We start from the raw sequence: 25,454 nt of genomic DNA, 5'->3' as shown, positions 1-25,454 counted from the left end.
ACACAGCACCACAACAATGAATTTGTTTAAAAAACTAACAATCGCTACAAGCATCGCCGCTGCAAGTTTTGCAGGGTATGCTTTTGGACAGGATTTCCAATGGAAAGAAGCTACTTCTAATGGTTACAAATACAAGTATGTAACCAATGACCCAACGTCCGCAAGATATTATACTTTAAAGAACGGACTGACTGTCATTTTAAGCCCTACCAATAAGGATCCGAGAATTCAAACTTATATTGCCACAAAAGCGGGGAGCAAAACAGATCCTGCAGATCATACCGGCCTTGCCCATTATCTGGAACACATGCTTTTCAAAGGTACCAATCAGTTTGGTTCTAAAGACTGGGCTAAAGAAAAGCCGCTTTTGGATAAGATTGATGCTCTTTATGAAAAATACAATCAGACCAAAGACGAGGCTAAAAGGAAAGAAATCTATAAAGAAATTGACAAAGTTTCCGGAGAAGCTGCCCAATATGCGATTGCTAATGAATATGACAAAATGATGGCAGGCATGGGTGCAGACGGAACCAATGCTTTCACTTCTTTTGAGCAGACCGTCTACACAGAAGATGTCCCTGCCAATGTTATAGACAAATTCCTTGCTGTACAGGCAGAAAGATTCAGAGAGCCTGTTCTCAGGCTTTTTCACACAGAGCTGGAAGCAGTATATGAAGAGAAAAACAGAACTCTGGACGATGATGGAGACAAAGTATACGACACAATGTTTGCCAGTCTTTTCCCTAATAACAATTATGGAAAGCAAACAACCATAGGAACGATAGAGCATCTGAAGAACCCTTCTCTTCATGCTATAAGAGATTACTACAACAACTATTATGTTCCCAACAATATGGGAATCATCATGTCAGGAGATTTCAACCCGGATGAAGTGATTGCAAAAATCGACAAATCTTTCTCTTACATGAAATCCAAACCTGTTCCTGAATATAAGGTGGGTCAGGAAAAACCTATCACATCGCCTGTTGTAAAAGAGGTTGTAGGTCCAAATCCTGAAAGCGTAATGCTTGGCTTCAGATTTCCGGGAGCCTCTACAAAAGATGCCAGGTTATTGAATCTTGTAGGAAATATGCTTACTAACGGTCAGGCAGGGCTAATTGACCTTGATCTTGTAAAAAAACAAAAACTATTAGGCGCCTATGCTTTCCCCTATACTTTAAAAGACTATTCTGTGTTACTTCTACAAGGGAAGCCCACAGAAGGGCAGTCTTTGGATGAAGTAAAAAACCTTCTCCTTCAGGAAATAGACAAACTGAGAAAAGGAGAATTTTCTGATGATCTGATCCAGTCTATTGTCAACAACGAAAAGAAAAGCATTATCCAGAAAGATGAAAAGTATTCATCAAGAGCAAGCATTCTGATGGATGAGTTCACTTCTGATGTTGATCATAAAGCAATGTTGGAATATGTAGACGAAATTTCCAAGCTTACTAAAAAGGACATCATGGATTTTGCGTCCAAATATCTTCAGAATAATAATTACGTAGCTGTCTACAAAAGAAAAGGAGAAGATAAAAGCATCGTAAAAGTAGACAAACCTACCATTACTCCCGTTTCTGTAAACAGAGAAGACCAATCACCTTTCCTAAAAAAGATCGATGAAATGCCTGAAAATGCTATTTCTCCGGCATGGTTAAACTATGACAAAGATATTGCGAAAAATAAACTGGGAGAAGTAGATGTTCTTTCTGTGAAAAACACAGACAATGCGCTTTTCAGAATGTATTATTATTTTGATTCAGGAAAATGGAATAACAAAATGCTTCCACTGGCCGCAGAATACCTTCAGTATTTAGGTACTAAGGACAAATCTTCTGAAGCAATAAGTAAAGAATTCTACAAACTGGCTTCCAGCTTCAATGTAAGTGCTGGAAATGAAGAAACTTATGTGACCTTAGAAGGGCTAAATGAAAACTTTGACCAGACCATTGCTTTATTTGAACATCTGATTAAAAACTGCCAGATAGATCAGAAAGCCCTGGATGCTTACAAAGCAAGACTAAAGAAAGCCAGAGCCAATGCAAAACAAAACAAGGCAGCTATTATGGCAGGGCTTAGAAGTTATGCACAATATGGCGCACAGAATCCATTCAACAATGTATTAAGTGATGCGGAACTGGATGCTTTGAAAGCGGAAGACCTGGTAAATGTTCTTCATGACTTATTTAATTTTAAGCATAAAATACTTTATTACGGACCAAAATCAGGAAATGAAACGGTAGCATCTTTAAAACCTATCCACCAGCTTCCTGCAACATTGAAAGACCTTCCTAAAACAAAGACTTTTACTCAGATCTCTACAGATAAAAACAAAGTACTATTTGCTCATTATGACATGGTGCAGGCTGAAATCTTCTGGGTAAGAAACTCTGACCAGTATAATCCTACCATAACGCCTACTGTAAGCCTGTTCAACAATTACTTTGGAGGCGGAATGGGTTCTATTGTTTTCCAGACAATCAGAGAGTCTAAAGCATTAGCCTACTCTACTTATTCTTATTTTGCACTTCCCAATAAGAAGACAGATAAAGATATGATCATGGCCTATGTAGGAACTCAGGCTGATAAATTCAACGAGTCAACCGCAGCGATGAATGAGCTTTTGAACACACTCCCAAAATCTGAGCAATTATTTGAAACAGCAAAGAGTGGATTGAAAAAAACAATCGCTTCCGAAAGAATTACTCAGGATGGTATTATTTTCTCTTATTTAAAAGCCCAAAAGCTTGGTAATAATTTTGATATGAGAAAGAATGTATATGAGCAGGCTCCTAAACTATCTTTTGCAGACATCAATGCCTTCCATGATAAAGAGATGAAAAGCAAAAATTACACCTATTGTCTTGTTGCCGCTCAAGACAAAGTAAATGAAGCTGATATGCAAAAATTAGGTGAGGTAAAAAAACTCAATCTAACTGAAGTATTTGGTTATTAAAATAAACAAAAGCCCTGATTTCAGGGCTTTTTTATATAACAACACATCAAAAACAATTATAGATTTTATTTATCAATATTCATTTGTTTGATAGATAAATCTTTCTATCTTTGCCTAAGAAAATTAAATATAAAAACAGAAAATTATGTCTTTAGTAGGAAAAAAATTCCCGAATTTAACAATTGATGCTATGTCTGAAATGGGTGATGATCTGAGAATCAACATCCTTGATGAAGCAGTAAACAACCAACAAAAAGTTCTTTTATTCTGGTACCCGAAAGATTTCACTTTCGTTTGCCCGACTGAACTTCACGCTTTCCAGGAAGCTTTAGGTGAATTCGAAAAAAGAAACACTAAAGTAATTGGAGCTTCTTGTGATACAAACGAAGTACACTTCGCATGGTTAAACACACCGAAAGACAACGGAGGTATTGAAGGAGTTACTTATCCACTTTTAGCTGATACCCACAGACAATTGGCTAATACATTAGGAATCGTAGATCAGGATTTTGAATACAATGAAGAAGGAGAAGAAGTTTTCACTGGTTCTAATGTAACTTACAGAGCGACTTACCTTATTGACGAAACTGGAAAAATTTTCCACGAAGCGGTAAACGATATGCCTCTTGGAAGAAACGTAAAAGAATTCTTAAGATTAATTGACGCTTACACGCACGTTCAAAAGCACGGTGAAGTTTGCCCGGCAAACTGGGAAGAAGGAAAAGACGCTATGAAAGCTGACAGAACTTCTACAGCAGAATATCTAGCTAAGAACTAATATAATGTGTTAATTTGAAAATGAGATAATTTGAACATACATCATCTGATTATCTAAGATTATCTCATTTTCTTCTCTATAAAACATCAGCACATTTCCGAATTAATAATTTTTAAATAACGATTATGTATACAGAATTAACCGAAGATACATTACAAAATATAGTAAACGACAACGAAAAAGTAGTTGTTCAGTATGGTGCAACATGGTGCGGAAACTGCAGAATCATGAAGCCTAAATTCAAAAAGCTGGCCGCAGAAAATGAAGCAATTCCATTCCTGTATGTAGATGCTGAAAAGCTTCCTGAAAGCAGAAAACTTGCAAAAGTAGATAACTTACCTACTTTCGCCATATTTAAAAACGGTGAATTGGTAAACCAGGTTCAGTCTAACCAGGCAGAAAGTTTAATTAACCTTTTTAACGAGTTATCATAATGAAATTACCAGTAATCAGACAATTCTATCAGAATCAGACTCCTGAGAATCTAGAGAAAACTTTAGAAGTTCTGGAAAGCTTCTCTGAATTCAGAGGAACAAGTGAAGAAGACCTAAATGTTGCAGGAGAATTAATCACCAATATTTGCGGAGCTTTAGAAGTTCATGCCAACGTACAAAACGGAATGAGTGAAAAGGATGCTTTAAATTCTTTTGCACAAAAGGTTTTGGGGTCTATTGACAAATAATATTTTCTTTGATTAATTACTATTTTCAAAGATCATAAAAACACAAAATACCTGAGGTTTCCCTCATAATTATACTTATTTTATTCTTTAACTAATTCATTCAATTTCTACTGAAATAGAACTTCAAAAAGCGCATCAACGCCTATATGAAGCAGTGATTGCATTGCATTTATCAAAGAATATCCAATTAAAATCCCGATGAGATCTCATCAGGATTTTTTGGGTTCTGCAATTCTATTCGGTAATTCTCTCCTAACTTAAAACAGAACTCTGTGTTTATAACCAACCCGCAATTCGAAACATCTGTTTTTAAACCTATCGTCAGACGTTAATAAAATAAGGATTCAGGTCTCATTTAAAATATTATTTTCAGATTTTTATTCTGAAAACAGGGATTAAAGCATTGATGATGTAAACAAAAATCCCGATGAAAGTTTCACCGGGACTATATTAATTAAAGAACTGAAATTAGTTTCTTCTGCTCATTAAAATGCTTAAAATATACCAGAACAAAAGCATAATAGATGCAAAAAGCTGCAGCGCTGCTCCTACATACTGTTCTGTACCAAAGGAATCCTTTAATTTACTTGTTTGGTATAAAATGGTTGCCGAAGCAAGGATCACCATTCCAACAGAGAACCATAATCCCAGATTGAAACCAAAAATCATCCCTCCTACAATCAGTCCGATTGAAATAAATCCTCCAATCACAATAATATTTCTTAAAAAAGAAAAATCTCTCTTAGAAGTAAAAGCAACTGCAGAAATTCCCGCAAACATAGCAACCGTTAAAGTTGCAGCCTGGAAGATCACATTAGTACCTCCCGTCATATTCGTGGCAATAAAAAGAAGAGGCATAAAGATCACAGCCTCTAAAAGGATGTAAAACCCTAAACCAAGATATTGAGTTGATTTGCTTTGTGAAAGCGACCATTTGGAAGCCAAAATAGAAGCCAGCCAGAAAACACCAATGATTAATAACCATATGTATCTCTGTCCAAACATCATGGCAATAATTTCCACCGGAACAGTTTTCAGCAAAATAGCCTCAACTCCAATAAATGCAAGAATCGATAAAGCAACGTGCAAATACGTCTTCTTGTAAAAATTCGCTTTTTCTACTTCCGAAGAATGAGCGACTAAAACATCTGTCATCATAGTTAATATTTTTTTGTTAAAAATCGAAATTCAATTTTACTGATCCTTTTTAGCGGGCATTACCCCAAGGATTTTCCCATCATCTTCAAAAACAGCACTTACGACTTCTTTTGGCGATGGATCTCCGGCATATTTATATTTGATATCAGGATAACTGGAGCCATCCATTGTCATATAATATCCAACTTTCAAAACTTCGAGTTTTTTATCAGGATCAATACCGTTTTTTACTTTTTTAAGAACATCATCCGTGACCACTTCTTTTACTTTCTCGGAAAGTAATTTATCTACAGTTTTACGGTCAGAAGACTGCACTGCATTCATAAATTTAAAGAAATTATCACTATAAATGTTGACCTTTTCTTTACTTATAACAGCAGGCTGCTCTTTTGATTGATTGTTCTCAACCTTCAGGTCAACTACTTTCTGTGCAAACACAATCTGTCCGCCCATGATAGCAAGGCCCAGAAATAATCTTTTCATATGATCCATTTTGTTATTCGGTGAAATAATGGATGGAAGATACGAAAATCAGACCAATTCTAAAAACTTCATCGTATCCACATTATCCGCATAGGTATCAAGACCCGGATTTTGAGCTTCACCAAATGAAATAGAGTCAAGTCCCAGATCGTTTTTCGCCACCACACACTGAATACCCTCTTCATTTTCAGCAATAAAGTTTTTAACGTCATCCAGAGATTCATATCTGCTGAAATTGATCACAGAAAGAGGACTGAAAAGTTTATCATCTTCTTTAAGCATCACAAAGTTATTATCCCAGAATTTATCCTGATTCAGAAGATATACAGCTCTGTTATAATCATAATTGTTAGCATATTTATTATGATTAATAATATCCTGGAATCCTATGAAACTTTCAAACAGCCTGTCAATAACAAAATCTTTTGGAATAAAAATTCTCGTCACATTCCTGCATCCTAATCCGAAATACTGGAAAATATCGTTAGCCAAAAGCTCTAATTCTTCGGGCGTTTCATCACCTTTCAAAACCGCAACTGAAGTTCTGTTTTTACGGATAACACTTAAGTGATTTTTAAAATAATACTCCAGATATCTGGCTGTATTATTACTTCCTGTTGCTATAACAGCATCAAAATTCTCCAATTTTTCTACAAATTCAAACTGAACCTGTCCATCAGAAAATTCTTTCCATTTATTTAACAGAAAAGGAATCAACAGTTTATCCTTAGAAGACAGTTTAATCACAGGAATATGATTGCTTAAAACTACAGACAGCACATCGTGAAATCCTACCAAAGGAATATTTCCAGCCAAAATCAGCCCTACTCTCTTTGAAATTTTAGAGATGGAATAATTTTCAAGCCAGTTTTTAATATTCTCTTCAGTAAGAAGATCAGCCCACTGCTGTAAGGCAAATTTCTGATTATCAATCGTAAACCATTGATTCTCAATTTTAGATCTGTTCAACAATAATTCAATATTGAGATCATCTTCATTGTAGTTCTCCGTTTTTTTCGCTAAAAACGCTTTTATATAATCACTTAATTTAATAAGTCCTAAAACTTGATTTTCGATATTCATAATTACTTTAAAATTGGGGAATATTTTGTAATTTTGTGCAAATTTAAAAAAAATTAGCGATGGCTATTAAAATAACTGATGAATGCATTAATTGTGGAGCCTGTGAACCGGAATGCCCAAACAATGCAATATATGAAGGAGCCGTAGACTGGAAAGCTTCGGAAGGTACCACTCTTCAAGGTACAATAACAATGCCTTCAGGACTTACTGTAGATGCTGATGCACCGCAGGAACCTGTAAGTGATGATGTTTATTTCATTGTAACAGATAAATGTACGGAATGTAAAGGATTCCATGAGGAGCCTCAATGTGCTGCTGTATGTCCGGTAGACTGCTGCGTACCTGATGAGGATCATGTAGAATCTGAAGAAGCACTGCTTAACAAAAAAGCATTCTTACACGGCGAATAAAAGACTCCGTCTCATCTTTTTGAGACGGCTTTTTTTAACCAAAAACTAGGTAAACCCAATAGGAAACCACAAATAAAGCTAAAGGAATAAAAAAAATTCTGACAGCAACCAAAAAATAAAAATATGAACAAAAAGCACAACTTCAGCGCAGGACCATGTATTTTACCACAAGAAGTATTTGAAAAATCAGCTCAGGCTATTTTAGATTTTAATGGTATCGGACTATCTCTTCTTGAAATTTCTCACAGAAGTAAGGATTTCGTCGCAGTAATGGACGAAGCGCGTGCAATTGTCAAAAGATTGATGAATCTTGGTGATGATTATGAGGTACTTTATTTAGGAAGCGGGGCGAGCATGCAGTTTGCTATGGTTCCTTACAACCTGATGAAAGTAGGTGGAAAAGCAGCTTATCTGGATACAGGCACCTGGGCTGCAGGGGCTATCAAAGAAGCCAAAAAACTAGGCACAGTAGATGTAGTAGGCTCTTCCAAGGAAGAAAATTATTCTTTTATTCCTAAAGGATATACAGTTGGTTCAGAATACGATTATTTTCACTGTACATCTAACAATACTATTTATGGAACTCAGATAAAAACTTTTCCTGAAGTAAATACACTGATGGTATGTGACATGAGTTCCGATATCTTCTCCAGACAGCTTGATTTTTCTAAATTTGATCTTATCTACGCGGGAGCTCAGAAAAACATGGGACCTGCAGGAGTTACTTTAGTGGTGATCAAAAAAGAAATTCTTGGGAAAACAGGAAGAGAAAATATGCTGTCTATGCTGGACTATTCTCAGCATATCTCTAAAGAATCTATGTACAATACGCCGCCGGTATTCCCGATATATGCATCACTACTGACGCTTCAATATCTTGAAAACAATGGTGGAATTGCTGCAGCAGAACAAAGAAACGAAGCAAAAGCAAAACTTCTATATGATGAAATTGACACTAACCCTCTGTTCGAGACATTCTGCGTAAAAGAAGATCGTTCATTAATGAATGTTTCTTTCAAAATAACAGATGACAGCAAAAAAGAAGAATTTGACAACGCATGGAAAGCAGCTGGTATCAGCGGATTAAACGGACACAGAAGCTTAGGCGGATACAGAGCCAGCTTATACAATGCCCTGCCAATTGAAAGCGTGCAAGTGTTGGTGGATGTAATGAAGTCAATAAAATAGCTTATATTAGGCGACTGAAAAAAAAGATCTCAGACAAACAGATAGCAGAGAACAGACCTAAAAGTCTGACTTCTGACATCTTAAATCTAACATCTATAATAAAATAACACATGAAAGTTTTAGCAAACGATGGAATCTCAAAAGCAGGACAGCTCGCTTTAAAAGAAGCAGGAATTGAAATTCTGGACAATAGAGTGGCCCAAGATCACGTTATTAATTTTATCAACGATAATGAGGTGGACGTTCTTTTGGTAAGAAGCGCAACGAAAGTGAGACAAGATCTGATAGATGCATGCCCAAACCTTAAAATAATAGGAAGAGGAGGCATCGGGATGGATAACATTGATGTTGAATATGCAAAAAGCAAAGGAATCAAAATAATCAATACCCCTACTGCATCATCAAAATCGGTAGCAGAGTTGGTATTCGGGCATTTCATTTCACTGGCAAGATTCCTTCATGAATCGAACAGACTGATGCCTCTGGAAGGAGAAACACACTTCAATGCCATGAAAAAGTCATTCAGTAATGCGTATGAACTTTCAGGAAAAACATTAGGAGTAATAGGCTTTGGAAGCATTGGCCAGGAAGTTGTAAAAATAGGAATTGCTCTTGGAATGAAAATACAGGTCCTGACAAGAAAACCTAAAACAGAAATTCTTAGTCTGAATTTCTTTGACGGTCAGTCAGTAGACTTCGAAATTACTTCCACCAATGATATGGATGCATTCCTTAAAAATGCAGACTTCATCACGATCAACACGCCAAAAACGAATGAGTATATTATAGACACTCCTCAGTTTGAAAAAATGAAAGATGGCGTTTATATTGTAAACACGGCAAGAGGCGGAGTGATCAACGAAGTGACACTGATTGATTTTATCGAATCAGGAAAAGTAGCAGGAGCCGCGTTGGATGTTTTTGAAAATGAACCCAGCCCGGAACTGCCTTTATTAATGAACCCTGCATTATCACTTTCCCCTCACATAGGTGGAAATACGGTAGATGCGCAAGAGAAAATCGGTGTCGAACTTGCAGAACAAATTATTAAGCTACAAAAAGAAACTATAAGATAAATATGCCTGTTTTTAAACCTTTCCGTGGAATAAGACCTCATAGAGACATCGAGAGTACTTTCCCTACCCATCCTCTGGATAATTTCACCCAGGAAGAGATTGCAGAGAAAGCTCAAGTTGAAAATACTTACATCAATATGATTAAACCCTATGTTGTAAGTAAGTCTAAAGATATTGACCGGAACCTTAGAAAGATCCGTTCTACATTTGAAGAGCTTCTGGACGAAAAGAAATTGGTCCAGGACAATTCTGCCTACTATCTTTATGAACAGATCTATCCCAACAAACAGGTTTTCAGAGGGCTTCTCGGATTAGCAAGTATCGAAGATTTCTGGAGTGGAAAAATCAAAAGACATGAGAGTACCATTCCTCAGAAAAAAGAAAAACTGGCTCATTACCTTGAAAAAGTAAACCTGCAGGCAGAACCTGTATTGCTTACCTACCCTGCCAACTCAAAAATTGAGTTGCTGATGAACCATGAAGAAAAAAATGTCCCTATCTTTAATCATGTAGATTCTATTGGAATCCGACATAAAATCTGGCGAATAGACAACCGCCTGAAGCTTCAGCAGTTCAAAGAAGTGATTGATCAGATTGATTCTTTTTATATTGCTGACGGACACCATAGAATTGGTTCTACCGCACTGAATGCAAAACGCCATAAAGAAAAAAACAAAAGACATAACGGTACAGAACTTTACAACTTTGTCTACAGCTTCATTGTTTCCAACCAGTCTATTAAAATCCATGATTACAACAGGATTTTACATGATCTGAATGGTGTCTCCAAAGAAGATTTCCTGAAGGAACTGGATAAGTATTTCCTGATCCACGAAAAAGGAGAAACCCCATACTACCCTTCTCAGAAATTCCATATGTCTATGTATATGGATGGTAAGTTCTACTCTCTTCACGTAAAACACGACCTTCGTTCTAAAGAAATGTCTCTGGACAATCTGGACCATCATCTTTTAGACAAATACATTTTCAAAAATATTTTAAAAATTGAAGATCCGGACAGCTCTGATCAAATCTCTTATGTAAAGGGAACGTCCAACATCAATGGAATCAATATTTTAAAGGAAAAAATTGACAGTGGGGAAGGAAAGGTAGGATTTGGAGTATATCCGGTGAGTTTTAATGATATGATTAAAATTTCAGATTTAAAACTGAGTATGCCTCCAAAATGTACATTTATCGAACCCAAATTAATTACGGCTCTGTTAATGTATGATATGAAACCTTAATAAATTCACGTTTTTTCCTTACTTTTAACATCGGAAAAAAGTAAATAAAAAATGAAAAAAATATTCATTATACTTCCACTCTTTTTGAGTGGATTTTTATTTTCTCAAAAAAAGCCTCAGAAAAAGCCTGTCAGCAAAACAGCTATTCCTGTAAAATTAAATTATCACGATGAATTCAAAAAGATCTCAGACGAGATCATGACCAATGGTAAAGCTTACGATAATCTTGGAGAACTTACGAAAGGTATCGGGTCGCGTTTCAGCGCAACTTCCGGTTATACAAAGGCAGCAGAATGGGCAGAAAAAAAATTCAAGGAAATTGGGATTAATATGATCTGGAGACAGGAAGCCAAAGCTCCTGTATGGATAAGAGGAAGAGAATCTCTTCAGATAAAAGCAGAAAATGGCGACTGGAAAAACATCAGAATGCTTTCTTTCGGCAACTCTCAAGGAACAGGCGGAAAAGACCTCCTGGGTGAAATTGTTTTAATTAATTCCACATCAGAGCTTAATGCAATGTCATTAGGCCAGTTAAAAGACAAAATAGTCTTCGTAAACGTTCCTATAGATCCAAAAATCATCAATACAAGTGATTCTTATTTACTGACTGCAAAATCAAAATTAATTTCCGCCTCCGTTATTGCTAAAACAGGTGCAAAAGCATTAATTATAAGATCATTGACAACAGCTTCTGACGATACTCCTCATGCCAAAATGATTTACTATGAACCGGATGATAAAATTAAAATTCCTGCTTTATCAATTGGTGTAAGATCTGCAGATGAATTGGAAAAAACAATAAAAAAACAAAAGGTCATGGCTAAAATCAACATGACTGCTGAGTCTAAAGGTGATACTACCAATCCAAATATTATTGCTGAAATTCAGGGTAAAAAAGACTCTAAAGTGATTGTCCTGGGAGCCCAGCTTGATTCATGGGATTTTGGTGAAGGAGCTATTGATGACGGAACGGGTGTTGCTCAATGTATCGAAGTTTTAAGAACATTAAAGGCGCTTGGCTATGAAAATAATCACACGATCAGGGTGGTCTTGTACGCAAACAGCGAAAATGGAGGGCAAGGCCGTGAAATGTACGCTGCTTATGTGAAGAAGAAAGAAGAAAAACATGTATTTGCCTTAGGGACAGATGCGGGAGGCTATTCTCCGCGCGGATTTTCTTTGGATATGTCTTCTCAGAGAAGAAGGTTAATCTATCCCTGGAAAGAATACTTTCTTCCTTATGGGGTTTATGATTTCGACCAGACAGAAGCAATTCAGGATATTTCACCTTTAAAAAAACTGGATATTCCTTTAGCAGAGCTTGTTGTAGATACCCAAAGATATTTTGACTACCATCACTCCGAACAGGATACTTTTGATAAAGTAAACAAGAGAGAGCTTCTTCTCGGGGCAGTTGCCATGACACAAATGATTCTTATGGTTGATAAAAACTGGTAACCAAAAACTCCGTGATGCCGGATCAGACACAGTTCGCTTCTAAAGATGGGCATGAATTTACATCGAATACTGGACTCCATCCTGAACGTTATTTTGATATCTACCGGACAGGAGAAGAATTACTTTCGAAAAAGTCGACAAAAAAGGACTGTCAACTAGTTCTATAATTAGAACACAATTTATTTAATAATTGCTAAAAATTGATAACAATGAAAAAGATACTAGGAACTTCACTATTACTTTTTGGAATGGCTGCTTTTGGGCAGACCAAAGAAGACTCTATACAGTTTAACAAAATCTCCACAGAGATTTTAAATAACGGTAAAGGTTATAACGAACTCAGAGAGCTTACCAAAAATATAGGACACCGCCTAAGTGGATCGGAAGCGTACGAAAAATCCGTAAAATGGGCAGAACAGAAGCTCCGTGATGCAGGAGCCGATAAAGTATGGCTACAGGAAGTCATGATTCCGGTTTGGGTAAGGGGTAAAGAGTCCTTACTTATCAAAACCTCAAATGGCAGGTGGAAAAGCCTTAAAATGCTGTCACTGGGAAATTCTGAGGGAACGGGCGGAAAAGATGTTTCCGGAGAGATGATCATGGTGAAGTCTATGGAAGAGTATGACAAACTTCCTGCTGAAAAGGTAAAAGACAAAATTGTATTTTTCAACTACCCTTTCAGTCAGTCTTTTATAGAAACATTCAAAGGATATAGTGATGCTGCCAAATACAGAACTACAGCAGCCTCTTTAACTGCAAAAAAAGGAGGGAAATTTGCCATCGTAAGATCTCTTTCTTCAGCTTTTGATGATGTTCCTCACACCGGAGCCATGCGTTATGATGAGAAAGTTTCTAAAATACCTGCTGTTGCTATAGGAAGTACCACAGCAGATGAGCTCGAAGTTTTATTAAAAAGCCAGAAAATCACGGCCAAGCTTAATTCCAACTGTGGAATGCAAGGTGAGAAACTCTCCCACTCCGTTATCGGTGAAATTACCGGTAAGAAGGATCAGAGTGTCATTGTAGTCGGAGGACATCTTGATTCATGGGATGTAGGTGAAGGAGCTCATGATGACGGCGCCGGAATTGTGCAGAGCATCGAAGTTCTGAGAACCTTTAAAAAGTTGGGAATACAAAATAACCATACTATAAGAGTCGTTTGCTTTGCCAATGAAGAAAATGGAGTAAAAGGCGGAATACAATATGGTAAAACAGTAAAAGAAAATAACGAAAAACATCTTTTTGCCATAGAAACCGATGCAGGAGGTTTTGCCCCAAGAGGAATAGCACTCGATATGGATGATACCAGAAGAAACCAGATCAAAAGTTGGTCAAAATTGTTCCTGCCATATGGGGTTTATAACTTTGAAGAAAGGTTCTCCGGAACAGACCTTTACCCACTTCACGATATGGGAATTCCCGCAGCAGAATTAATGCCGGACTCACAGCGTTATTTTGATATTCATCATACAGAAGAAGATACTTTTGAAAAAGTGAACAGGAGAGAACTTTTACTAGGAGCTACTGCCCTCACACAGATTATTTATATGATTGACAAGAATTGGTAACAGATTATCAGTTATATTTACAAGAGTTCATAAATGTTTTATGGACTCTTTTTTTGACGCAGATTCTTACTTAATTGTTCTTTTCAGCCATATCGTTGCAACAAGCTTTTCCACAAATGATCTATTCCTCCACCAGATTCCCAGTTGATATCAAATTTTCCTCCTTTCGGTGCATAAGGCGGCAATGAAATTTTAGAATGAAACATGGGAGGATTATCTTTTACCAAAGCAAAATAATCATCATCAAAATTTGATGTTCTATAATATTGTATTTCAACTATAGTTTCTTTTTTACTTGTCCGGAAAATATAAAGATTTACATCATACAGATCATTTACTTCTTTATGTAAAATTTCTAATGCTTTATCCAATGTAAAACCCGTTTTGGAATTGTTTACCCTATTTCTGGACCATGTCATTTCAAAAGAATTTGTTCCTTCAAATTCATTAAAATCAGACAGAATAAAAAGTAAATTGGGTGAAATTGTATTCCAGCAATTAATTTCAGCAAGGTAAAGAAGATTGGCAATACAATCCTGTATACTATTCCTTAAGCTTTCGAGATTCATTTTAAAAAAGGTCCTATAAAGTATTTTAAATTACAAAAAAAACTGCCGTAATATTTTCTTCGTTTCAGATTATTAGCCCTTAAAATTAGAGAATTTTTCTTTGTTTAAGGAAATAAAACGAAATTGACACTAAAAACAAGACCCTACAAGTCTTAAAAACAAAGTGTTAACCGAAGAAATATCACTTTGGCATGATATTGGCATCTACTTTTTTGAGAAAAAATTAAAAAAACACTAAGGATGAGAAAAAAGGTTTTCTGTGGATTTTCAGTTTTCCACTGATTCAAATTCATATTGATGTATATGAATCCTTTTTTTTCTACGATGCCGTAAAAGATACGGGAACGTGAAAAATTAACCCTCCCGTTGATTTTTCACAGCAGTTTTATGCCCCGTATCTGACTGGTGTCATCACCCTCGAATCACGCAGCAGTGATTCTAAAAATTGATTATCTATTCCGGATTTTTGATCCGGTGTAATAATATTTGTATAAATGGCAAAGCCATCGCGAACCTTAGCCCAGTAAGAGAATATATCATTCTTTTTACCGTAATGACTGCGTTGCTTTATACTATTAATTAATGTATAACCCTTAAAATGTTGTAATGATGAGAGACTTTTTTGAAATGATTTTTAAGAGAAATGAAGACGCTGCAAAAATGCATATCTGGAGCCTGTTATTGGTGTTGAGTTTTGCTGCCTTTTCAGTGTTAGTATACACCTCAAAACCAAGCTTTAACAGCTTAATAATATATCTGACGGCTTTTGCCGCTTATATTGGCTTTGGCCTTGTATTCATCAGTTCCTTAGCCGGAACAAGTATGAAGAAGAGATCGAGCAGAAACATATAACTTTTAATCTTTCTTTTACTGAAAAACCGCCCTTTTGGGGCGGTTTTTTTAGTTTTAATCAGACTATCTTACTCATTAAATATATCTTTCATCATTTTATCAAGGAATTTTTTCGTTTCTTCCTCAACCATTTTTTCAGACTTTTCTACTAATTCTACCCTGAATGGATCACAACAGGCTTTTATTCCAAATCCTTCATCTGTTTTTACAAATTCAGGATGCAGCCCATGTTCTTTACAGGTTTGAGATTCAATTTCCTGTTTTATCAAATCATAATTTAGATCGAACATATTTTTTTTTTTGTTTTTAGGTGATTCATAAAGATAGAAATAAATTCCATTTACAGAAATCCGTATTTCCACGATACTTCAATACAAAATAAAAAGGCTGAATTTTCAGAATATTTTCCAATAGTGATCTCTAAAATTTGTCAAGAATTTTTTGTGGTAAAATCCCTTTAAGCACAGGTTTATAATTTTCTTCAAGAATCAGAAATTTCCATTTTTTTTCGTCCTTTGAAACAGCGCAGGCTTTCATATGGGCATCTACCATATAATAATCTCCATTATTGAAATTCGCAACATTTTCTTTTCCATATTTGGATACTAATGTGCCATTTATTTTTTCCTTTACGAGTTCCGGATTATGAATAACTTTCCAATCCACTTTAAACTGCATTTTAAAAGAATAATTTGTTATTGAAAAATATTCTCCTTCAATTAACTGAGGAGCTTCAATATTATCTATTTTAAAATCCTGAATATCAATTATAAAAGCGGGATTATTATAACTCAGGGTTAAAACTTTAATCATTTGATCTCTACCTATCAGATTCAAATATTTGGAATAAATGAAATTGACAGCATTTTCAATATTCTTGTCTTTTATACTTTCAAAAAAAGAGGTAAACTCTTTTTTTATTCCCGATTCATAATCTATTTCCTTAGTCTGACCAAAAGATAAAACTGAAAAAAGTGAAATCACTAATACCATTAATTTTATTCTCATCTCTATATCCTTAGCATTAAAATTATCTACAAAAAAACCACCCCTTGCGGGGCGGTTATATATCTTAAAAAAGATTCAATTATTTTACTTTTACAAGCTCAACATCGAAAACTAACCAAGAGTTTGGCGGGATCACTCCTCCTGCTCCTCTTTCTCCGTAACCCATTGCTGGCGGGATCAATAATGTAGCAGTTTCACCTTCTTTTAACAACAGGATACCTTCATCCCATCCCTTGATTACTCTCCCCATTCCGATTGGAATATCGATTGGCTCATTTCTCTTGAATGAAGAATCGAACTCAGTTCCGTCTACTAACTTACCTGCATAGTGTACAGATACGTTATCACCAGCTTTTGGAGCTTTACCCTCAGCTGTTTTTGTAATTTTATAGTAAAGACCTGATTCGGTTTTCTGCATACCAGCTTTTAGATTTTCAACTAATTTCTCCTGGTTTGCTTTGAATTCTTCTTCTTTTTTCTTTTTTTCAGCTTCTTCTTTAGCGATGAAAGCTTTATTGTTTTCTGCAATTTTAGATTTTCCTTCGTTGAAAGTCTTTGCTGCATCATAATGCTTGTACTCATCACCTTTTCCGAACACAGAAACTTTCTCCAAAACGATATCAGTTTTAGGCTTATCCTGAGCTCCTTTTTCTACATTGGCAATAGTGTCAATCACTTCAGTTCCTTTTACTACTTTTCCAAAGATTGTGTGTCTTCCGTCTAACCATGGAGTAGCTACTTCTGTGATGAAAAACTGAGAACCGTTAGTATTAGGTCCGGAGTTCGCCATAGAAAGAATTCCTTTTCCTGTATGTTTAAGGTCATTTCTTTCATCCTCGAATTTATATCCTGGGTCTCCCATTCCAGTTCCCTGAGGGTCACCTCCCTGAATCATGAAATCTTTGATTACTCTGTGGAAAATAGTTCCGTCATAGTAAGGAACTCCTTTAGCCTTAGCTTTGTTATCGATTTTTCCTTCTGCAAGACCGATAAAGTTGGCTACAGTTACTGGTGCTTTCTTGTCTTCAAGCTTCACAATCATGTTCCCTTTTGTGGTTTGAAGATTAGCATAAAGTCCGTCATTAAGACCTTCGTAAGTTTCTTTGTCTACGTTCATTTTTTTATAAATTGGGGTACAACTCATCAGCGAAATACTTGCCGCTGCCAGAATTATATTCTTGTTAAACAAATTCATGTATTATAAAGCTTTTAATTTTATGATTAATGGGATGTCGTTATCTATTTTCTTTTCGTCTCCGAAAGTTCCGTAAGCCAAAGAAGACGGCACCAAAAGCGTTACTTCCTCTCCATCATGTATAAAACGCAAAGCATTTTCCACCGCTTTCAGTTCATCAAAATGGCCAAACTTGGCTTCTCTTCTTTCAATAGGCTGGTCGTAGATTTTGGTTTCATCAAAATCATAAATATCATATGAGTAAGAAATCAGACTGTTATCTGCTCTCCTTTCTCTCTGATCATAACCTTGTACTGTCACCCAGTAATTAAGCTGTGTAGGATAATACTTCACAGACTGACCACCAATCCAATCCTGAATCTGGCCTCTTTCTATGCTGTTCAGATTTTTCATCCTGTTTTTAGAAACATCCAGATCTTTTTGGCTTAAAACACCTCCTACCGGAGGATGGGCCGTCTGGGTATTTCTGTTACAGCTCAACAGACTTATGGCTGATATGAAGAGTAATTTTTTCATAAACTTTTGCGAAAATACACATTTCATGAATCAATTACAAAACTTGAAGAAGAAATATATAAATCGGTCAATTTCAATATAACGATCACTGCAAGTTAGTTTAAAAATTTCAGTCTTGAATATACATCGCAGCTTTTTTATACTGTAATTACTGAAACGTTTGGTCAATTCCGTTTTCCGGGAAAAACCGCGCTGGCTTATGATCATTGAGTTTTTATAAAAAAGGCCGGAAAAACTCCGGCTTCTATATGATTTTGTTCAGTTAATGATTAAACTGTTTCCAAAACGTGGTTTACTACAACTCTCCATCCGAATGGATCTTCAGAAAGATTGTTCTGTAAATCTACCAAGTCTTTCTTAAGGGTCGCTGCATAGCTCTCTTCATCAGAAAGTCTTGGAAGCTCAAGTTTCTCACCTTGGTATCCTAACGCCTGAAACTGCGTGGTTACTACTGCAGTACCTACTCCCCATACTTCTTTAAGAGCACCTTCTTTCAAAGCTTCAATTACTGTTTTTACAGCAATAGGTTCCACTTTTACTTCAATCCCTCTCTTCTTAGCCAGTTGGATGAAACTGTCTCTTGTAACTCCGTCAAGGATCTTCTCAGAAGTTGGCGGCGTATAGATGGTATCATTGATTCTTACAAACACGTTCATAGTACCACTCTCTTCGAAATACTCGTGTGTAGCATCATCAGTCCAGATGATTTGCTCGTAACCTTCTTCAATAGCCAACTGTGTTGGGTAGAAAGAAGCGGCATAGTTTCCTGCTGCTTTAGCAGAACCTACTCCACCGTTTGCTGCTCTTGAGTAGTGGTCAGAAATTTTAACAGAAACTGGTTCTGAGTAGTAGCTTTTCGCTGGTGTTGCTACAATAGCAAACATATATTTATTAGAAACTCTTGCTTTCAAAGCTTCCTCTGTAGCAAAAATCAATGGTCTGATATATAAAGACATTCCTTCTCCCTGAGGAATCCACGCTCTATCAATATCTACTAATGCTTTTAATCCGTCTAAAAACATTTCTTCTGTCACTTCAGGCATAGCAAGACGCTTTGCTGATTTATTGATACGTTCAAAATTCTTTTCAGGCCTGAAAAGTAAAACCTGCCCGTCTTTGTCTTTATAAGCTTTCATGCCTTCAAAACAAGCTTGTCCATAGTTTACCCCCATCATGGCAGGTGTAAATGGAATGGGACCGTAAGGAACTAATTTCACATCTCCCCATTTCCCATCTTCATACTCGCATATAATCATATGATCAATAAAAGTACCACCAAATGAAAAATTGTTTGGGTCAAATGTAGAAATTCTGGAGTTTTCAGTTTTTTGAATTATCATTTTTTAAAATTTTTACGATGTTCTACAAATTTAACATAATTTTCTAAATATAAAAATTTTAGAGTAAATTTGACAAAAAAATAGCTTGAAAAGAGAGATTAAGACCACAAACGACGGAAGTAAAACATTGTTTATCAATGATTTAAACGAAAACTACCATTCTCACCACGGAGCGCTTCAGGAAGCAGAACACGTGTTTATCAAAAATGGATTAAACTTAATAAATGATTGCGAAATTAATATTTTAGAACTCGGTTTTGGAACAGGTTTGAATGTTTTAGTAACAATTAATGAATATTTAAAAACTGACAAAAATCATGTCATCAATTATTTTTCGCTTGAAAAACACCCCATAAATGAATCCGAAATAAACGATTTGGCTTATTTTGAACATTTTGATAACCCAGAGTTTAAGAATATTTATCAGAAAATTCATCTGGCAGATTGGGAAAAACCAGTGGAAATCATTAGTGGATTCAATCTAAAAAAGATAGAATGTGATTTTTTCGACCTAAAGAACATTGATCTGCCTAAAATCAACCTTGTTTACTTCGACTGTTTTGGCGCAAGAGTACAGCCTGATCTTTGGGAAAAACCATTATTTGAACTCGTATCGGACAAAATGGCCATTAACGGATTATTAACAACCTACTCTTCCAAAGGGAGTGTAAGAAGAATTCTTCAGGAACTCAACTTTGAGGTGGAAAAGAAGCAGGGACCTCCGGGAAAAAGGGAGATGATTAATGCAGTGAAACTGTAAAAGCTCCTTTATATATGATACTGCTTTCTCCATTCTTGCCATGATCATCATCCGGAAGATCGGAGAAAGCAAATTTGCTAAAAACAGCAGCCCCCCACTAACAGAGCCCCCACTTAGCCACTTATTCTTCCAATTAGTCTGTCATTATTCGGAATACAGCCAGCCTTTCTCTTGCCTCTCATGACATTTAATGATAGATTTGAATCGTCATTACTACCAAACATTATAACAAAATACAAATGAGAGATGCAGATTTTGCTTTATTCATAGAATGTAATGGAGAAGCTACCCACCGAATTCAAGTTCCAGAATCAAGCTTTATTAAATGGGAAGGAATACTTCCTCCCATTCTAATGACCTATTGGCGTGAAGAAGGATGGGCCGGATATGGCAATGGTAGATTATGGACTGTTAACCCTGATGACTATGAACACATTAAGGACGTATGGTTGGAGGGGACACCTTTTGAAAATTTTGATAACTTTCATGTCATTGCCAGATCCGCATTTGGAAATCTTTATTTATGCGGTGAAAAAACGGGACGGAGTGTTACTCTGACTTGCATTCATAACGAAATACAAGCTCTAAAGAATAGGCTAAAAACGAAAGCATTGGAAAAACAAGATATAACTATTCAATCCTTATTCGGACCTAGCGAGCCTGAAGATTTTGATTACCATGATATCAACAGGAAACTCCTCTTTGACCGTGCTGTAAAAAAATATGGACCATTGGCATCGGATGAGATGTATGGTTTTGAACCTGCCCTTGTACTTGGCGGGAGCCCATCAATTAAAAATCTCCGGCGGGTAAAGATTGATCCCCACCTCCTGATCCTACGTGAACTGGACACCCCTACATTTCCTTTTGCAGGAGTAGACCTTGGAAAACTATAGGAAAGCATAAAAAGATAATATTTTCAGCAATTTCAGTAAGAAAAGCTTGGGAAGCAGAACATAACTTCCTGCCTCTTGGGATACGATTCCCGAACCTAAACTTGGGTATGATTTTTCACAGTCAGATTCGTATGGATAACAGTTTTATGCAGATCGGCTGGACAGATTGAAAAAGCAAAACATCTGCACAAAGTAATGATAAAAAGAAAAGAATTTTTTCTAAATAATCTTATGAAAAATATTAATTTCCCAGACATTGAAGAATTCTCTTCTGCAATCGGTCAGGAATCAGATTCCGCCTGAACTATGGGAAAAACCACTTTTTGAATGGTTTCCAACAACATCTTTTCTTTTCATACTGTATATAATATATTCTGTCATTTTCTTCATTTCTTGCCTTGATCATCAATAAGAAAGCAAATCTGCTAAAAAATACAGAATAAACACCTAAAAACCCATATAACAAATACTTAAAGCTATAAATTATCTGTCATTATTCGGAATACAGACAGTCTTTCTCTTGTTCTCCCTTATATTTAATGATAGATTTGAAACCTCATAATTGACAAACCATAGAACCCACAACAAAGAGCACATCATGAATACTCCCCTATCACCGATTGCTGAAACAGCTCGCTTGGAGACCGCGACGGAAACGCTGGCTGAGTACATCGGCTATCTGACTAGCGAGATTTTTGCCGAGGAAGACAAGGCCGAACCGAACACTGGTCGCATCGAGGCGCTAGAGCATGAGCGGGAAATCGTGGTCGATGAGCGGCATGCCATCACGCCCGATAATATCGCCCTGATTAATCGCGCGCTCTATGTCTATGCGCCCCGTCTCAAGCTTATGCACGGTTGATGCGACATGGAATTATTGATAAATAACTCTCCACAAATCATAATCAAAAACACAAAGCTCCAATATATCCTTTTTGACAAAATAGATACTGATGAATAATAGAAAAATTAACAAAGCAAAAGAAGTATTTGATGAATTTCTGATCGCTATGGATGACCAGCTGGAATGGCTGGAAGACAAGGCCATAGAGAATGGAATTACATTAAAATATTCTTCAGATATACCAGAAAAACTCGAAAAACTCTTTGATCTAATTTCAGTAAATATGAGCGAAGACGACGTATCGCACTTGCTCGTTGTTTTTGGGCGATACTTGGGCGAATTTGTTCGTACTAACTATGGAGGAAAATGGGTACTTCCACTCGACGATCAGAAGAACATAAATTTCAATGTTCCTGTCATTACAGGCCATTCTAAGGTACAAGGCTTAGAGTTTGCCCCAATAAGAATAATGCGAGCCTATTTAATTCGCAGAAATGCAGGCTCAATACGTCGGGCAATTGAGAATCATATTAATCCTGAAATATTAATACTGGATTAAGATAATGAATAAAAAAACTTTTGACAAAATACAGAAACATGTAGGTACTTGGCTGCGACAGGACTCGGAAGATGCGGTTACGCAACAGCTATTCCACGACGATCCCTTAGCATTTTTCGACTCTCTTGACTCGACTAACGACAAGAACTCCATCGCATTGATTAGCATGAATTTTGAGCATTTGAGTCATTGGCACCTTGTCCACTATGAAAGCGCCCTGCTAAATCAAAATTTGATGCATGGAATTCACCTTGGACTCTCCGCGAAATACGCGAAGGCAATGCTCGAAACAAATGCGGCGCTCATAAGTAGTGGCCTTGACAGAAGCATTAATTGTGGTGTGCTACTTACAAATGCTGCATTAACTCTTTCACTTTCCATCATCGCCGGATGGAAAAAAGATGTATACTCTATATTGGAAACATTAATTGCCGGTCTCGATACTCCACTTCTTGATCTCCGCAGAAATCCTTATCATCGATGTGGAGAATTATATCGTCATTTTTGGTTTGTAATGTTTCTCTGTGCGGATGCCTTTTCAAAAAAAATAGTACTGGATTCTTATTCACATCCAAAGAATATGAGCCCATACACAGACGTACTGAAAAACTGGAAAACAGATGACCTTAATATGGTACAGCATTTTGTATCATCCATGGCTGATTTTCATCTCGAACAAACACGGAATACAGAACATAGTAAGGTAAATGAATTCGATGTAGAAAGTCGAGCTCTCTTTCCTTATGAGATTCTTTCTTTTTTACGAATCCGCGAATGGATGGGACTTAAGAATCCTGAATCATACGTTCATCCCCTCATGAATATTGCTTTGGCAAGACTACCTGCTGAACCAATATTTTTGCCATGTTCAGATTTTGCTGAAAAAGTAAACATTGCGGTTGGCATACATATCATCGACTGACAAGCAGCTTAGATAAATACCATTCTGCCCGTGAATAATGTATGGCTTAAAGAAAAATCTGTGCAAGATGAAGATAAATTCGCATCTCCTGATCCTAGGCAAGCTGGATACTCCGACATGTTTTTACAAGGGCTGATCTTGCTAAATTATAGAATAAGTACAAAAAAAATATAAAAATTATCAAAATAAATCATGTGATGAAAAATATGATGAAAAATATGAATTTCCCAAGCATTGAAGAATTTATTTCCGCAATAGGCAGGGACTCGGACTCTTCGGAGCTTCAACTTATTTTCTCCAAGATCGGGATCAAAATTAAGAACCTTGACGATTATCGGTTGGATGTCAAGGGGCAGCGGCTATGGTCAGACGACTCCGCAGGCTTACAACTTGAATTCAAGGATATCGGGATATTGAGAGAAATTCCATATCACGATATTGATGAAGGTCCGTGGGTACTAACCGATGTTATTTTTTGGGGCTGGCGAGAAAAAACAAATAGCTGTTACACAGGAGCCTTGCCATACGGGCTGGATTTCTCCATGAGTCGAGCTTCCGTAAGAGAAAAAATCTCTCGAGAACTAGGGCAACCAGAGATATTAGGATTCTCAGACAATATAGACATGTGGGTTCTGGGAACAATGAAAATAGCCATCGATTACGCCGGGAAAAAGGGGATTCGTTGCATCAGTTTAGGCATGCCTGTAGAAGAATAAAATGACGGAACCGAATGTTTTCTGAATAGGAATAAGTGTAGAGCACAATACGCATGGATATTCAAGACATAACAACTCTCTTTGGCAAAAGAGTCACCGACCCAGTCGTCGAAGCCATGTTTCAATCGCTGGGTATCAAGCGCAGGCCCGAACTGGCACGCCCCGCAAAAAGCCCCTATGAAGCAATTTTGCGAGTGAACGCGCAGGGGATGCTGTTTTCCTTCAGCGAGCGCAACTATTGGGAGGGCCTGCAAGGCTCCTCACATGGCAAGAGCAATACGCTGATTTTCACCAACGTGGCTGTCACGTCAGGCATCCCGGATGTCATGCGCCGGTATGTCGGCAGTGAATTGCCCTTCAGTTTGCAGTGGGAAGATGATCGGGCCACGGCCCGCGAAAAGCTGGCGGCGGCGGGCTGGGGTGATCGTCTGCACGCTTACAAGCGAGACGCCTGGTGGCTGCCCGACTACCACATCCGTCTGACTTATCAGCCGGGGAGTATTGATCAGCCAGAACAGCCAGGCATCTTCGATATCAGTCTGGGAATTCCGATGCCGGCATCGGCTGAGCCATTTCCACCATGGCACTATCCCATGCCGGACCAGATGTACGACCTCTTTGGGGAGTCGCCCGCAAGCCCCGCATTCCAGAGTCTGTTCCGCGACTTCGATTCCGTCAGGCTTGTGGCAGAGGCAGAACAGGAGATCGTCGATAGAAAACATGAATTCGGCTTCGCGTTGTATTTCGATAGGGCACGACGGGCTCCCGATGGACGCCCCTCCTTCGCAGGCATCAACATGTGCCGTGATCGCCTGGGGACTTCAACAGCTTGGAGAGGCCCGTTGCCATTCGGCCTGAGCTTCGATGATTCACCATCCATTTTCGAGGAGCGCATCGGTCGCAAGGCCGATCATTGGGACGACAATAAGACTTTCGGAGTCGCCCGCTGGTTTCTCCCCGACCTGTTGATGTGGGTGAATTTCGACAATCTGGATAATTGCATTGAGTCGGTTCGCGTACTGCGCACTGGATATAGAGATGATCTGCGCGATTGAATTGCAACGCCATCATGACCGACCACGCGCATACACCTAATGGGTAACCCGCCACCCATCCCCTAGCCGGGCACCGCGCAACTCGATATACATGGTCGGCAGCAGACAAGATAGCCAGCCGCTGAAGGCTTGCGG

General features: G+C 37.4%; 27 protein-coding genes. 18 read left to right on the top strand and 9 right to left on the bottom strand.

The window, feature by feature from the left end; genetic code table 11:
- Window positions 1–16 precede the first annotated feature (16 nt).
- The 4 genes from LF887_RS09590 (at window position 17) to LF887_RS09575 (ending at window position 4,416) form a co-directional block, all read left to right on the top strand.
- On the top strand, window positions 17–2,956 hold the full coding sequence (locus LF887_RS09590; RefSeq protein WP_236858945.1) for a M16 family metallopeptidase: 2,940 nt from the start codon (window positions 17–19) through the stop codon (window positions 2,954–2,956).
- Window positions 2,957–3,101: 145 nt separating this feature from the next.
- Window positions 3,102–3,734, top strand: a complete 633-nt coding sequence (locus tag LF887_RS09585; RefSeq protein WP_047098363.1) for a peroxiredoxin — start codon at window positions 3,102–3,104, stop codon at window positions 3,732–3,734.
- A 125-nt stretch (window positions 3,735–3,859) separates the two neighbouring features.
- Entirely contained in the window at window positions 3,860–4,168 is a 309-nt protein-coding gene (locus LF887_RS09580; protein ID WP_236858943.1) for a thioredoxin family protein, read from the top strand.
- The gene (locus LF887_RS09575) at window positions 4,168–4,416 is read left to right on the top strand and encodes a DUF6952 family protein (protein WP_027375263.1); all 249 of its coding nucleotides are present in this window, start codon (window positions 4,168–4,170) and stop codon (window positions 4,414–4,416) included. Before LF887_RS09580 ends, LF887_RS09575 begins: the two co-directional genes overlap by 1 nt.
- Before the next feature lie 468 nt (window positions 4,417–4,884).
- Here LF887_RS09575 and LF887_RS09570 read toward each other — a convergent pair whose 3' ends face one another.
- Genes LF887_RS09570 through LF887_RS09560 form a run of 3 tightly spaced genes read right to left on the bottom strand, consistent with a single transcriptional unit; the run spans window position 4,885 to window position 7,140 of the window.
- Window positions 4,885–5,574 carry a Bax inhibitor-1 family protein gene (locus LF887_RS09570; RefSeq protein WP_236858940.1) on the bottom strand — a complete coding sequence of 230 codons (690 nt, stop codon included), beginning with the start codon at window positions 5,572–5,574 and terminating at the stop codon, window positions 4,885–4,887.
- Window positions 5,575–5,610: 36 nt separating this feature from the next.
- Window positions 5,611–6,057: a peptidylprolyl isomerase gene (locus tag LF887_RS09565; RefSeq protein WP_236858938.1), complete on the bottom strand. Its 447-nt coding sequence runs from the start codon at window positions 6,055–6,057 to the stop codon at window positions 5,611–5,613.
- 48 nt (window positions 6,058–6,105) lie between these two features.
- Window positions 6,106–7,140: an acyl-CoA reductase gene (locus tag LF887_RS09560; RefSeq protein ID WP_236858936.1), complete on the bottom strand. Its 1,035-nt coding sequence runs from the start codon at window positions 7,138–7,140 to the stop codon at window positions 6,106–6,108.
- A 59-nt stretch (window positions 7,141–7,199) separates the two neighbouring features.
- Here LF887_RS09560 and LF887_RS09555 point away from each other — a divergent pair, with 59 nt between their 5' ends.
- The 6 genes from LF887_RS09555 (at window position 7,200) to LF887_RS09530 (ending at window position 14,087) form a co-directional block, all read left to right on the top strand.
- Window positions 7,200–7,550: a 4Fe-4S binding protein gene (locus LF887_RS09555; protein WP_167028743.1), complete on the top strand. Its 351-nt coding sequence runs from the start codon at window positions 7,200–7,202 to the stop codon at window positions 7,548–7,550.
- Window positions 7,551–7,673: 123 nt separating this feature from the next.
- Window positions 7,674–8,738 (top strand): 3-phosphoserine/phosphohydroxythreonine transaminase, encoded by a 1,065-nt coding sequence (serC, locus tag LF887_RS09550; RefSeq protein WP_236858934.1) that lies wholly within the window; start codon window positions 7,674–7,676, stop codon window positions 8,736–8,738.
- Between the two features lie 110 nt (window positions 8,739–8,848).
- A complete protein-coding gene (locus tag LF887_RS09545; protein WP_236858932.1) occupies window positions 8,849–9,814 on the top strand; it encodes a D-2-hydroxyacid dehydrogenase in 966 nt (321 codons plus the stop codon).
- 2 nt (window positions 9,815–9,816) lie between these two features.
- Entirely contained in the window at window positions 9,817–11,061 is a 1,245-nt protein-coding gene (locus tag LF887_RS09540) for a DUF1015 domain-containing protein (protein WP_236858930.1), read from the top strand.
- A 51-nt stretch (window positions 11,062–11,112) separates the two neighbouring features.
- Window positions 11,113–12,519, top strand: coding sequence for a M28 family peptidase (locus LF887_RS09535; protein ID WP_236858928.1), 1,407 nt, complete (start codon window positions 11,113–11,115; stop codon window positions 12,517–12,519).
- 209 nt (window positions 12,520–12,728) lie between these two features.
- Window positions 12,729–14,087 carry a M20/M25/M40 family metallo-hydrolase gene (locus tag LF887_RS09530; RefSeq protein ID WP_236858926.1) on the top strand — a complete coding sequence of 453 codons (1,359 nt, stop codon included), beginning with the start codon at window positions 12,729–12,731 and terminating at the stop codon, window positions 14,085–14,087.
- Between the two features lie 83 nt (window positions 14,088–14,170).
- Here the strand turns inward: LF887_RS09530 and LF887_RS09525 are convergent, their stop codons facing one another.
- Window positions 14,171–14,656, bottom strand: coding sequence for a hypothetical protein (locus LF887_RS09525; protein ID WP_236858924.1), 486 nt, complete (start codon window positions 14,654–14,656; stop codon window positions 14,171–14,173).
- Window positions 14,657–15,262: 606 nt separating this feature from the next.
- On the opposite strand from LF887_RS09525, the gene LF887_RS09520 reads away from it, so the two are divergent.
- Window positions 15,263–15,508, top strand: coding sequence for a hypothetical protein (locus LF887_RS09520; RefSeq protein ID WP_236858922.1), 246 nt, complete (start codon window positions 15,263–15,265; stop codon window positions 15,506–15,508).
- A 68-nt stretch (window positions 15,509–15,576) separates the two neighbouring features.
- Here the strand turns inward: LF887_RS09520 and LF887_RS09515 are convergent, their stop codons facing one another.
- The 5 genes from LF887_RS09515 to LF887_RS09495 form a co-directional block, all read right to left on the bottom strand.
- The gene (locus tag LF887_RS09515) at window positions 15,577–15,798 is read right to left on the bottom strand and encodes a hypothetical protein (protein WP_236858920.1); all 222 of its coding nucleotides are present in this window, start codon (window positions 15,796–15,798) and stop codon (window positions 15,577–15,579) included.
- Window positions 15,799–15,928: 130 nt separating this feature from the next.
- Window positions 15,929–16,492, bottom strand: a complete 564-nt coding sequence (locus tag LF887_RS09510) for a hypothetical protein (RefSeq protein WP_236858918.1) — start codon at window positions 16,490–16,492, stop codon at window positions 15,929–15,931.
- 103 nt (window positions 16,493–16,595) lie between these two features.
- Window positions 16,596–17,711 carry a peptidylprolyl isomerase gene (locus LF887_RS09505; protein WP_410681121.1) on the bottom strand — a complete coding sequence of 372 codons (1,116 nt, stop codon included), beginning with the start codon at window positions 17,709–17,711 and terminating at the stop codon, window positions 16,596–16,598.
- A 3-nt stretch (window positions 17,712–17,714) separates the two neighbouring features.
- The gene (locus LF887_RS09500) at window positions 17,715–18,227 is read right to left on the bottom strand and encodes an FKBP-type peptidyl-prolyl cis-trans isomerase (RefSeq protein ID WP_236858916.1); all 513 of its coding nucleotides are present in this window, start codon (window positions 18,225–18,227) and stop codon (window positions 17,715–17,717) included.
- 269 nt (window positions 18,228–18,496) lie between these two features.
- Window positions 18,497–19,567 carry a branched-chain amino acid aminotransferase gene (locus tag LF887_RS09495; RefSeq protein WP_236858914.1) on the bottom strand — a complete coding sequence of 357 codons (1,071 nt, stop codon included), beginning with the start codon at window positions 19,565–19,567 and terminating at the stop codon, window positions 18,497–18,499.
- Between the two features lie 85 nt (window positions 19,568–19,652).
- Here LF887_RS09495 and mnmD point away from each other — a divergent pair, with 85 nt between their 5' ends.
- The 7 genes from mnmD to LF887_RS09460 all read left to right on the top strand — a co-directional run bounded on the left by mnmD (window position 19,653) and on the right by LF887_RS09460 (window position 25,319).
- Window positions 19,653–20,327 (top strand): tRNA (5-methylaminomethyl-2-thiouridine)(34)-methyltransferase MnmD, encoded by a 675-nt coding sequence (mnmD, locus tag LF887_RS09490; protein ID WP_236858913.1) that lies wholly within the window; start codon window positions 19,653–19,655, stop codon window positions 20,325–20,327.
- 239 nt (window positions 20,328–20,566) lie between these two features.
- Complete coding sequence (locus LF887_RS09485; protein ID WP_236858911.1) at window positions 20,567–21,223, top strand: GAD-like domain-containing protein; 657 nt, start codon at window positions 20,567–20,569, stop codon at window positions 21,221–21,223.
- Window positions 21,224–21,821: 598 nt separating this feature from the next.
- Window positions 21,822–22,085, top strand: coding sequence for a hypothetical protein (locus LF887_RS09480; RefSeq protein WP_236858909.1), 264 nt, complete (start codon window positions 21,822–21,824; stop codon window positions 22,083–22,085).
- A 91-nt stretch (window positions 22,086–22,176) separates the two neighbouring features.
- On the top strand, window positions 22,177–22,626 hold the full coding sequence (locus LF887_RS09475; protein ID WP_236858907.1) for a hypothetical protein: 450 nt from the start codon (window positions 22,177–22,179) through the stop codon (window positions 22,624–22,626).
- A gap of 4 nt (window positions 22,627–22,630) precedes the next feature.
- On the top strand, window positions 22,631–23,548 hold the full coding sequence (locus LF887_RS09470; protein WP_236858904.1) for a hypothetical protein: 918 nt from the start codon (window positions 22,631–22,633) through the stop codon (window positions 23,546–23,548).
- Window positions 23,549–23,745: 197 nt separating this feature from the next.
- Window positions 23,746–24,264, top strand: a complete 519-nt coding sequence (locus tag LF887_RS09465; protein WP_236858902.1) for a hypothetical protein — start codon at window positions 23,746–23,748, stop codon at window positions 24,262–24,264.
- 53 nt (window positions 24,265–24,317) lie between these two features.
- Window positions 24,318–25,319 carry a hypothetical protein gene (locus LF887_RS09460; protein WP_236858900.1) on the top strand — a complete coding sequence of 334 codons (1,002 nt, stop codon included), beginning with the start codon at window positions 24,318–24,320 and terminating at the stop codon, window positions 25,317–25,319.
- The last annotated feature ends 135 nt before the right edge of the window (window positions 25,320–25,454 follow it).

The organism is Chryseobacterium sp. MEBOG06, from assembly GCF_021869765.1.
Lineage (GTDB): Bacteria > Bacteroidota > Bacteroidia > Flavobacteriales > Weeksellaceae > Chryseobacterium.
Note: the sequence above shows the minus strand (reverse complement) of the source record. Positions and strands in the feature narration are given on the sequence as shown.

Coding starts and splice junctions, on each gene's coding strand:
- LF887_RS09500 (WP_236858916.1), bottom strand. CDS start 18,227: ATGAAAAAATTACTCTTCATATCAGCCATAAGTCTGTTGAGCTGTAAC.
- LF887_RS09475 (WP_236858907.1), top strand. CDS start 22,177: ATGAATAATAGAAAAATTAACAAAGCAAAAGAAGTATTTGATGAATTT.
- LF887_RS09480 (WP_236858909.1), top strand. CDS start 21,822: ATGAATACTCCCCTATCACCGATTGCTGAAACAGCTCGCTTGGAGACC.
- LF887_RS09525 (WP_236858924.1), bottom strand. CDS start 14,656: ATGAATCTCGAAAGCTTAAGGAATAGTATACAGGATTGTATTGCCAAT.
- LF887_RS09540 (WP_236858930.1), top strand. CDS start 9,817: ATGCCTGTTTTTAAACCTTTCCGTGGAATAAGACCTCATAGAGACATC.
- LF887_RS09485 (WP_236858911.1), top strand. CDS start 20,567: ATGAGAGATGCAGATTTTGCTTTATTCATAGAATGTAATGGAGAAGCT.
- LF887_RS09470 (WP_236858904.1), top strand. CDS start 22,631: ATGAATAAAAAAACTTTTGACAAAATACAGAAACATGTAGGTACTTGG.
- LF887_RS09570 (WP_236858940.1), bottom strand. CDS start 5,574: ATGATGACAGATGTTTTAGTCGCTCATTCTTCGGAAGTAGAAAAAGCG.
- LF887_RS09590 (WP_236858945.1), top strand. CDS start 17: ATGAATTTGTTTAAAAAACTAACAATCGCTACAAGCATCGCCGCTGCA.
- LF887_RS09545 (WP_236858932.1), top strand. CDS start 8,849: ATGAAAGTTTTAGCAAACGATGGAATCTCAAAAGCAGGACAGCTCGCT.
- LF887_RS09515 (WP_236858920.1), bottom strand. CDS start 15,798: ATGTTCGATCTAAATTATGATTTGATAAAACAGGAAATTGAATCTCAA.
- LF887_RS09465 (WP_236858902.1), top strand. CDS start 23,746: ATGAAAAATATGATGAAAAATATGAATTTCCCAAGCATTGAAGAATTT.
- LF887_RS09565 (WP_236858938.1), bottom strand. CDS start 6,057: ATGAAAAGATTATTTCTGGGCCTTGCTATCATGGGCGGACAGATTGTG.
- LF887_RS09585 (WP_047098363.1), top strand. CDS start 3,102: ATGTCTTTAGTAGGAAAAAAATTCCCGAATTTAACAATTGATGCTATG.
- serC (WP_236858934.1), top strand. CDS start 7,674: ATGAACAAAAAGCACAACTTCAGCGCAGGACCATGTATTTTACCACAA.
- LF887_RS09575 (WP_027375263.1), top strand. CDS start 4,168: ATGAAATTACCAGTAATCAGACAATTCTATCAGAATCAGACTCCTGAG.
- LF887_RS09580 (WP_236858943.1), top strand. CDS start 3,860: ATGTATACAGAATTAACCGAAGATACATTACAAAATATAGTAAACGAC.
- LF887_RS09505 (WP_410681121.1), bottom strand. CDS start 17,711: ATGAATTTGTTTAACAAGAATATAATTCTGGCAGCGGCAAGTATTTCG.
- LF887_RS09560 (WP_236858936.1), bottom strand. CDS start 7,140: ATGAATATCGAAAATCAAGTTTTAGGACTTATTAAATTAAGTGATTAT.
- LF887_RS09520 (WP_236858922.1), top strand. CDS start 15,263: ATGATGAGAGACTTTTTTGAAATGATTTTTAAGAGAAATGAAGACGCT.
- LF887_RS09535 (WP_236858928.1), top strand. CDS start 11,113: ATGAAAAAAATATTCATTATACTTCCACTCTTTTTGAGTGGATTTTTA.
- LF887_RS09555 (WP_167028743.1), top strand. CDS start 7,200: ATGGCTATTAAAATAACTGATGAATGCATTAATTGTGGAGCCTGTGAA.
- LF887_RS09530 (WP_236858926.1), top strand. CDS start 12,729: ATGAAAAAGATACTAGGAACTTCACTATTACTTTTTGGAATGGCTGCT.
- LF887_RS09495 (WP_236858914.1), bottom strand. CDS start 19,567: ATGATAATTCAAAAAACTGAAAACTCCAGAATTTCTACATTTGACCCA.
- LF887_RS09460 (WP_236858900.1), top strand. CDS start 24,318: ATGGATATTCAAGACATAACAACTCTCTTTGGCAAAAGAGTCACCGAC.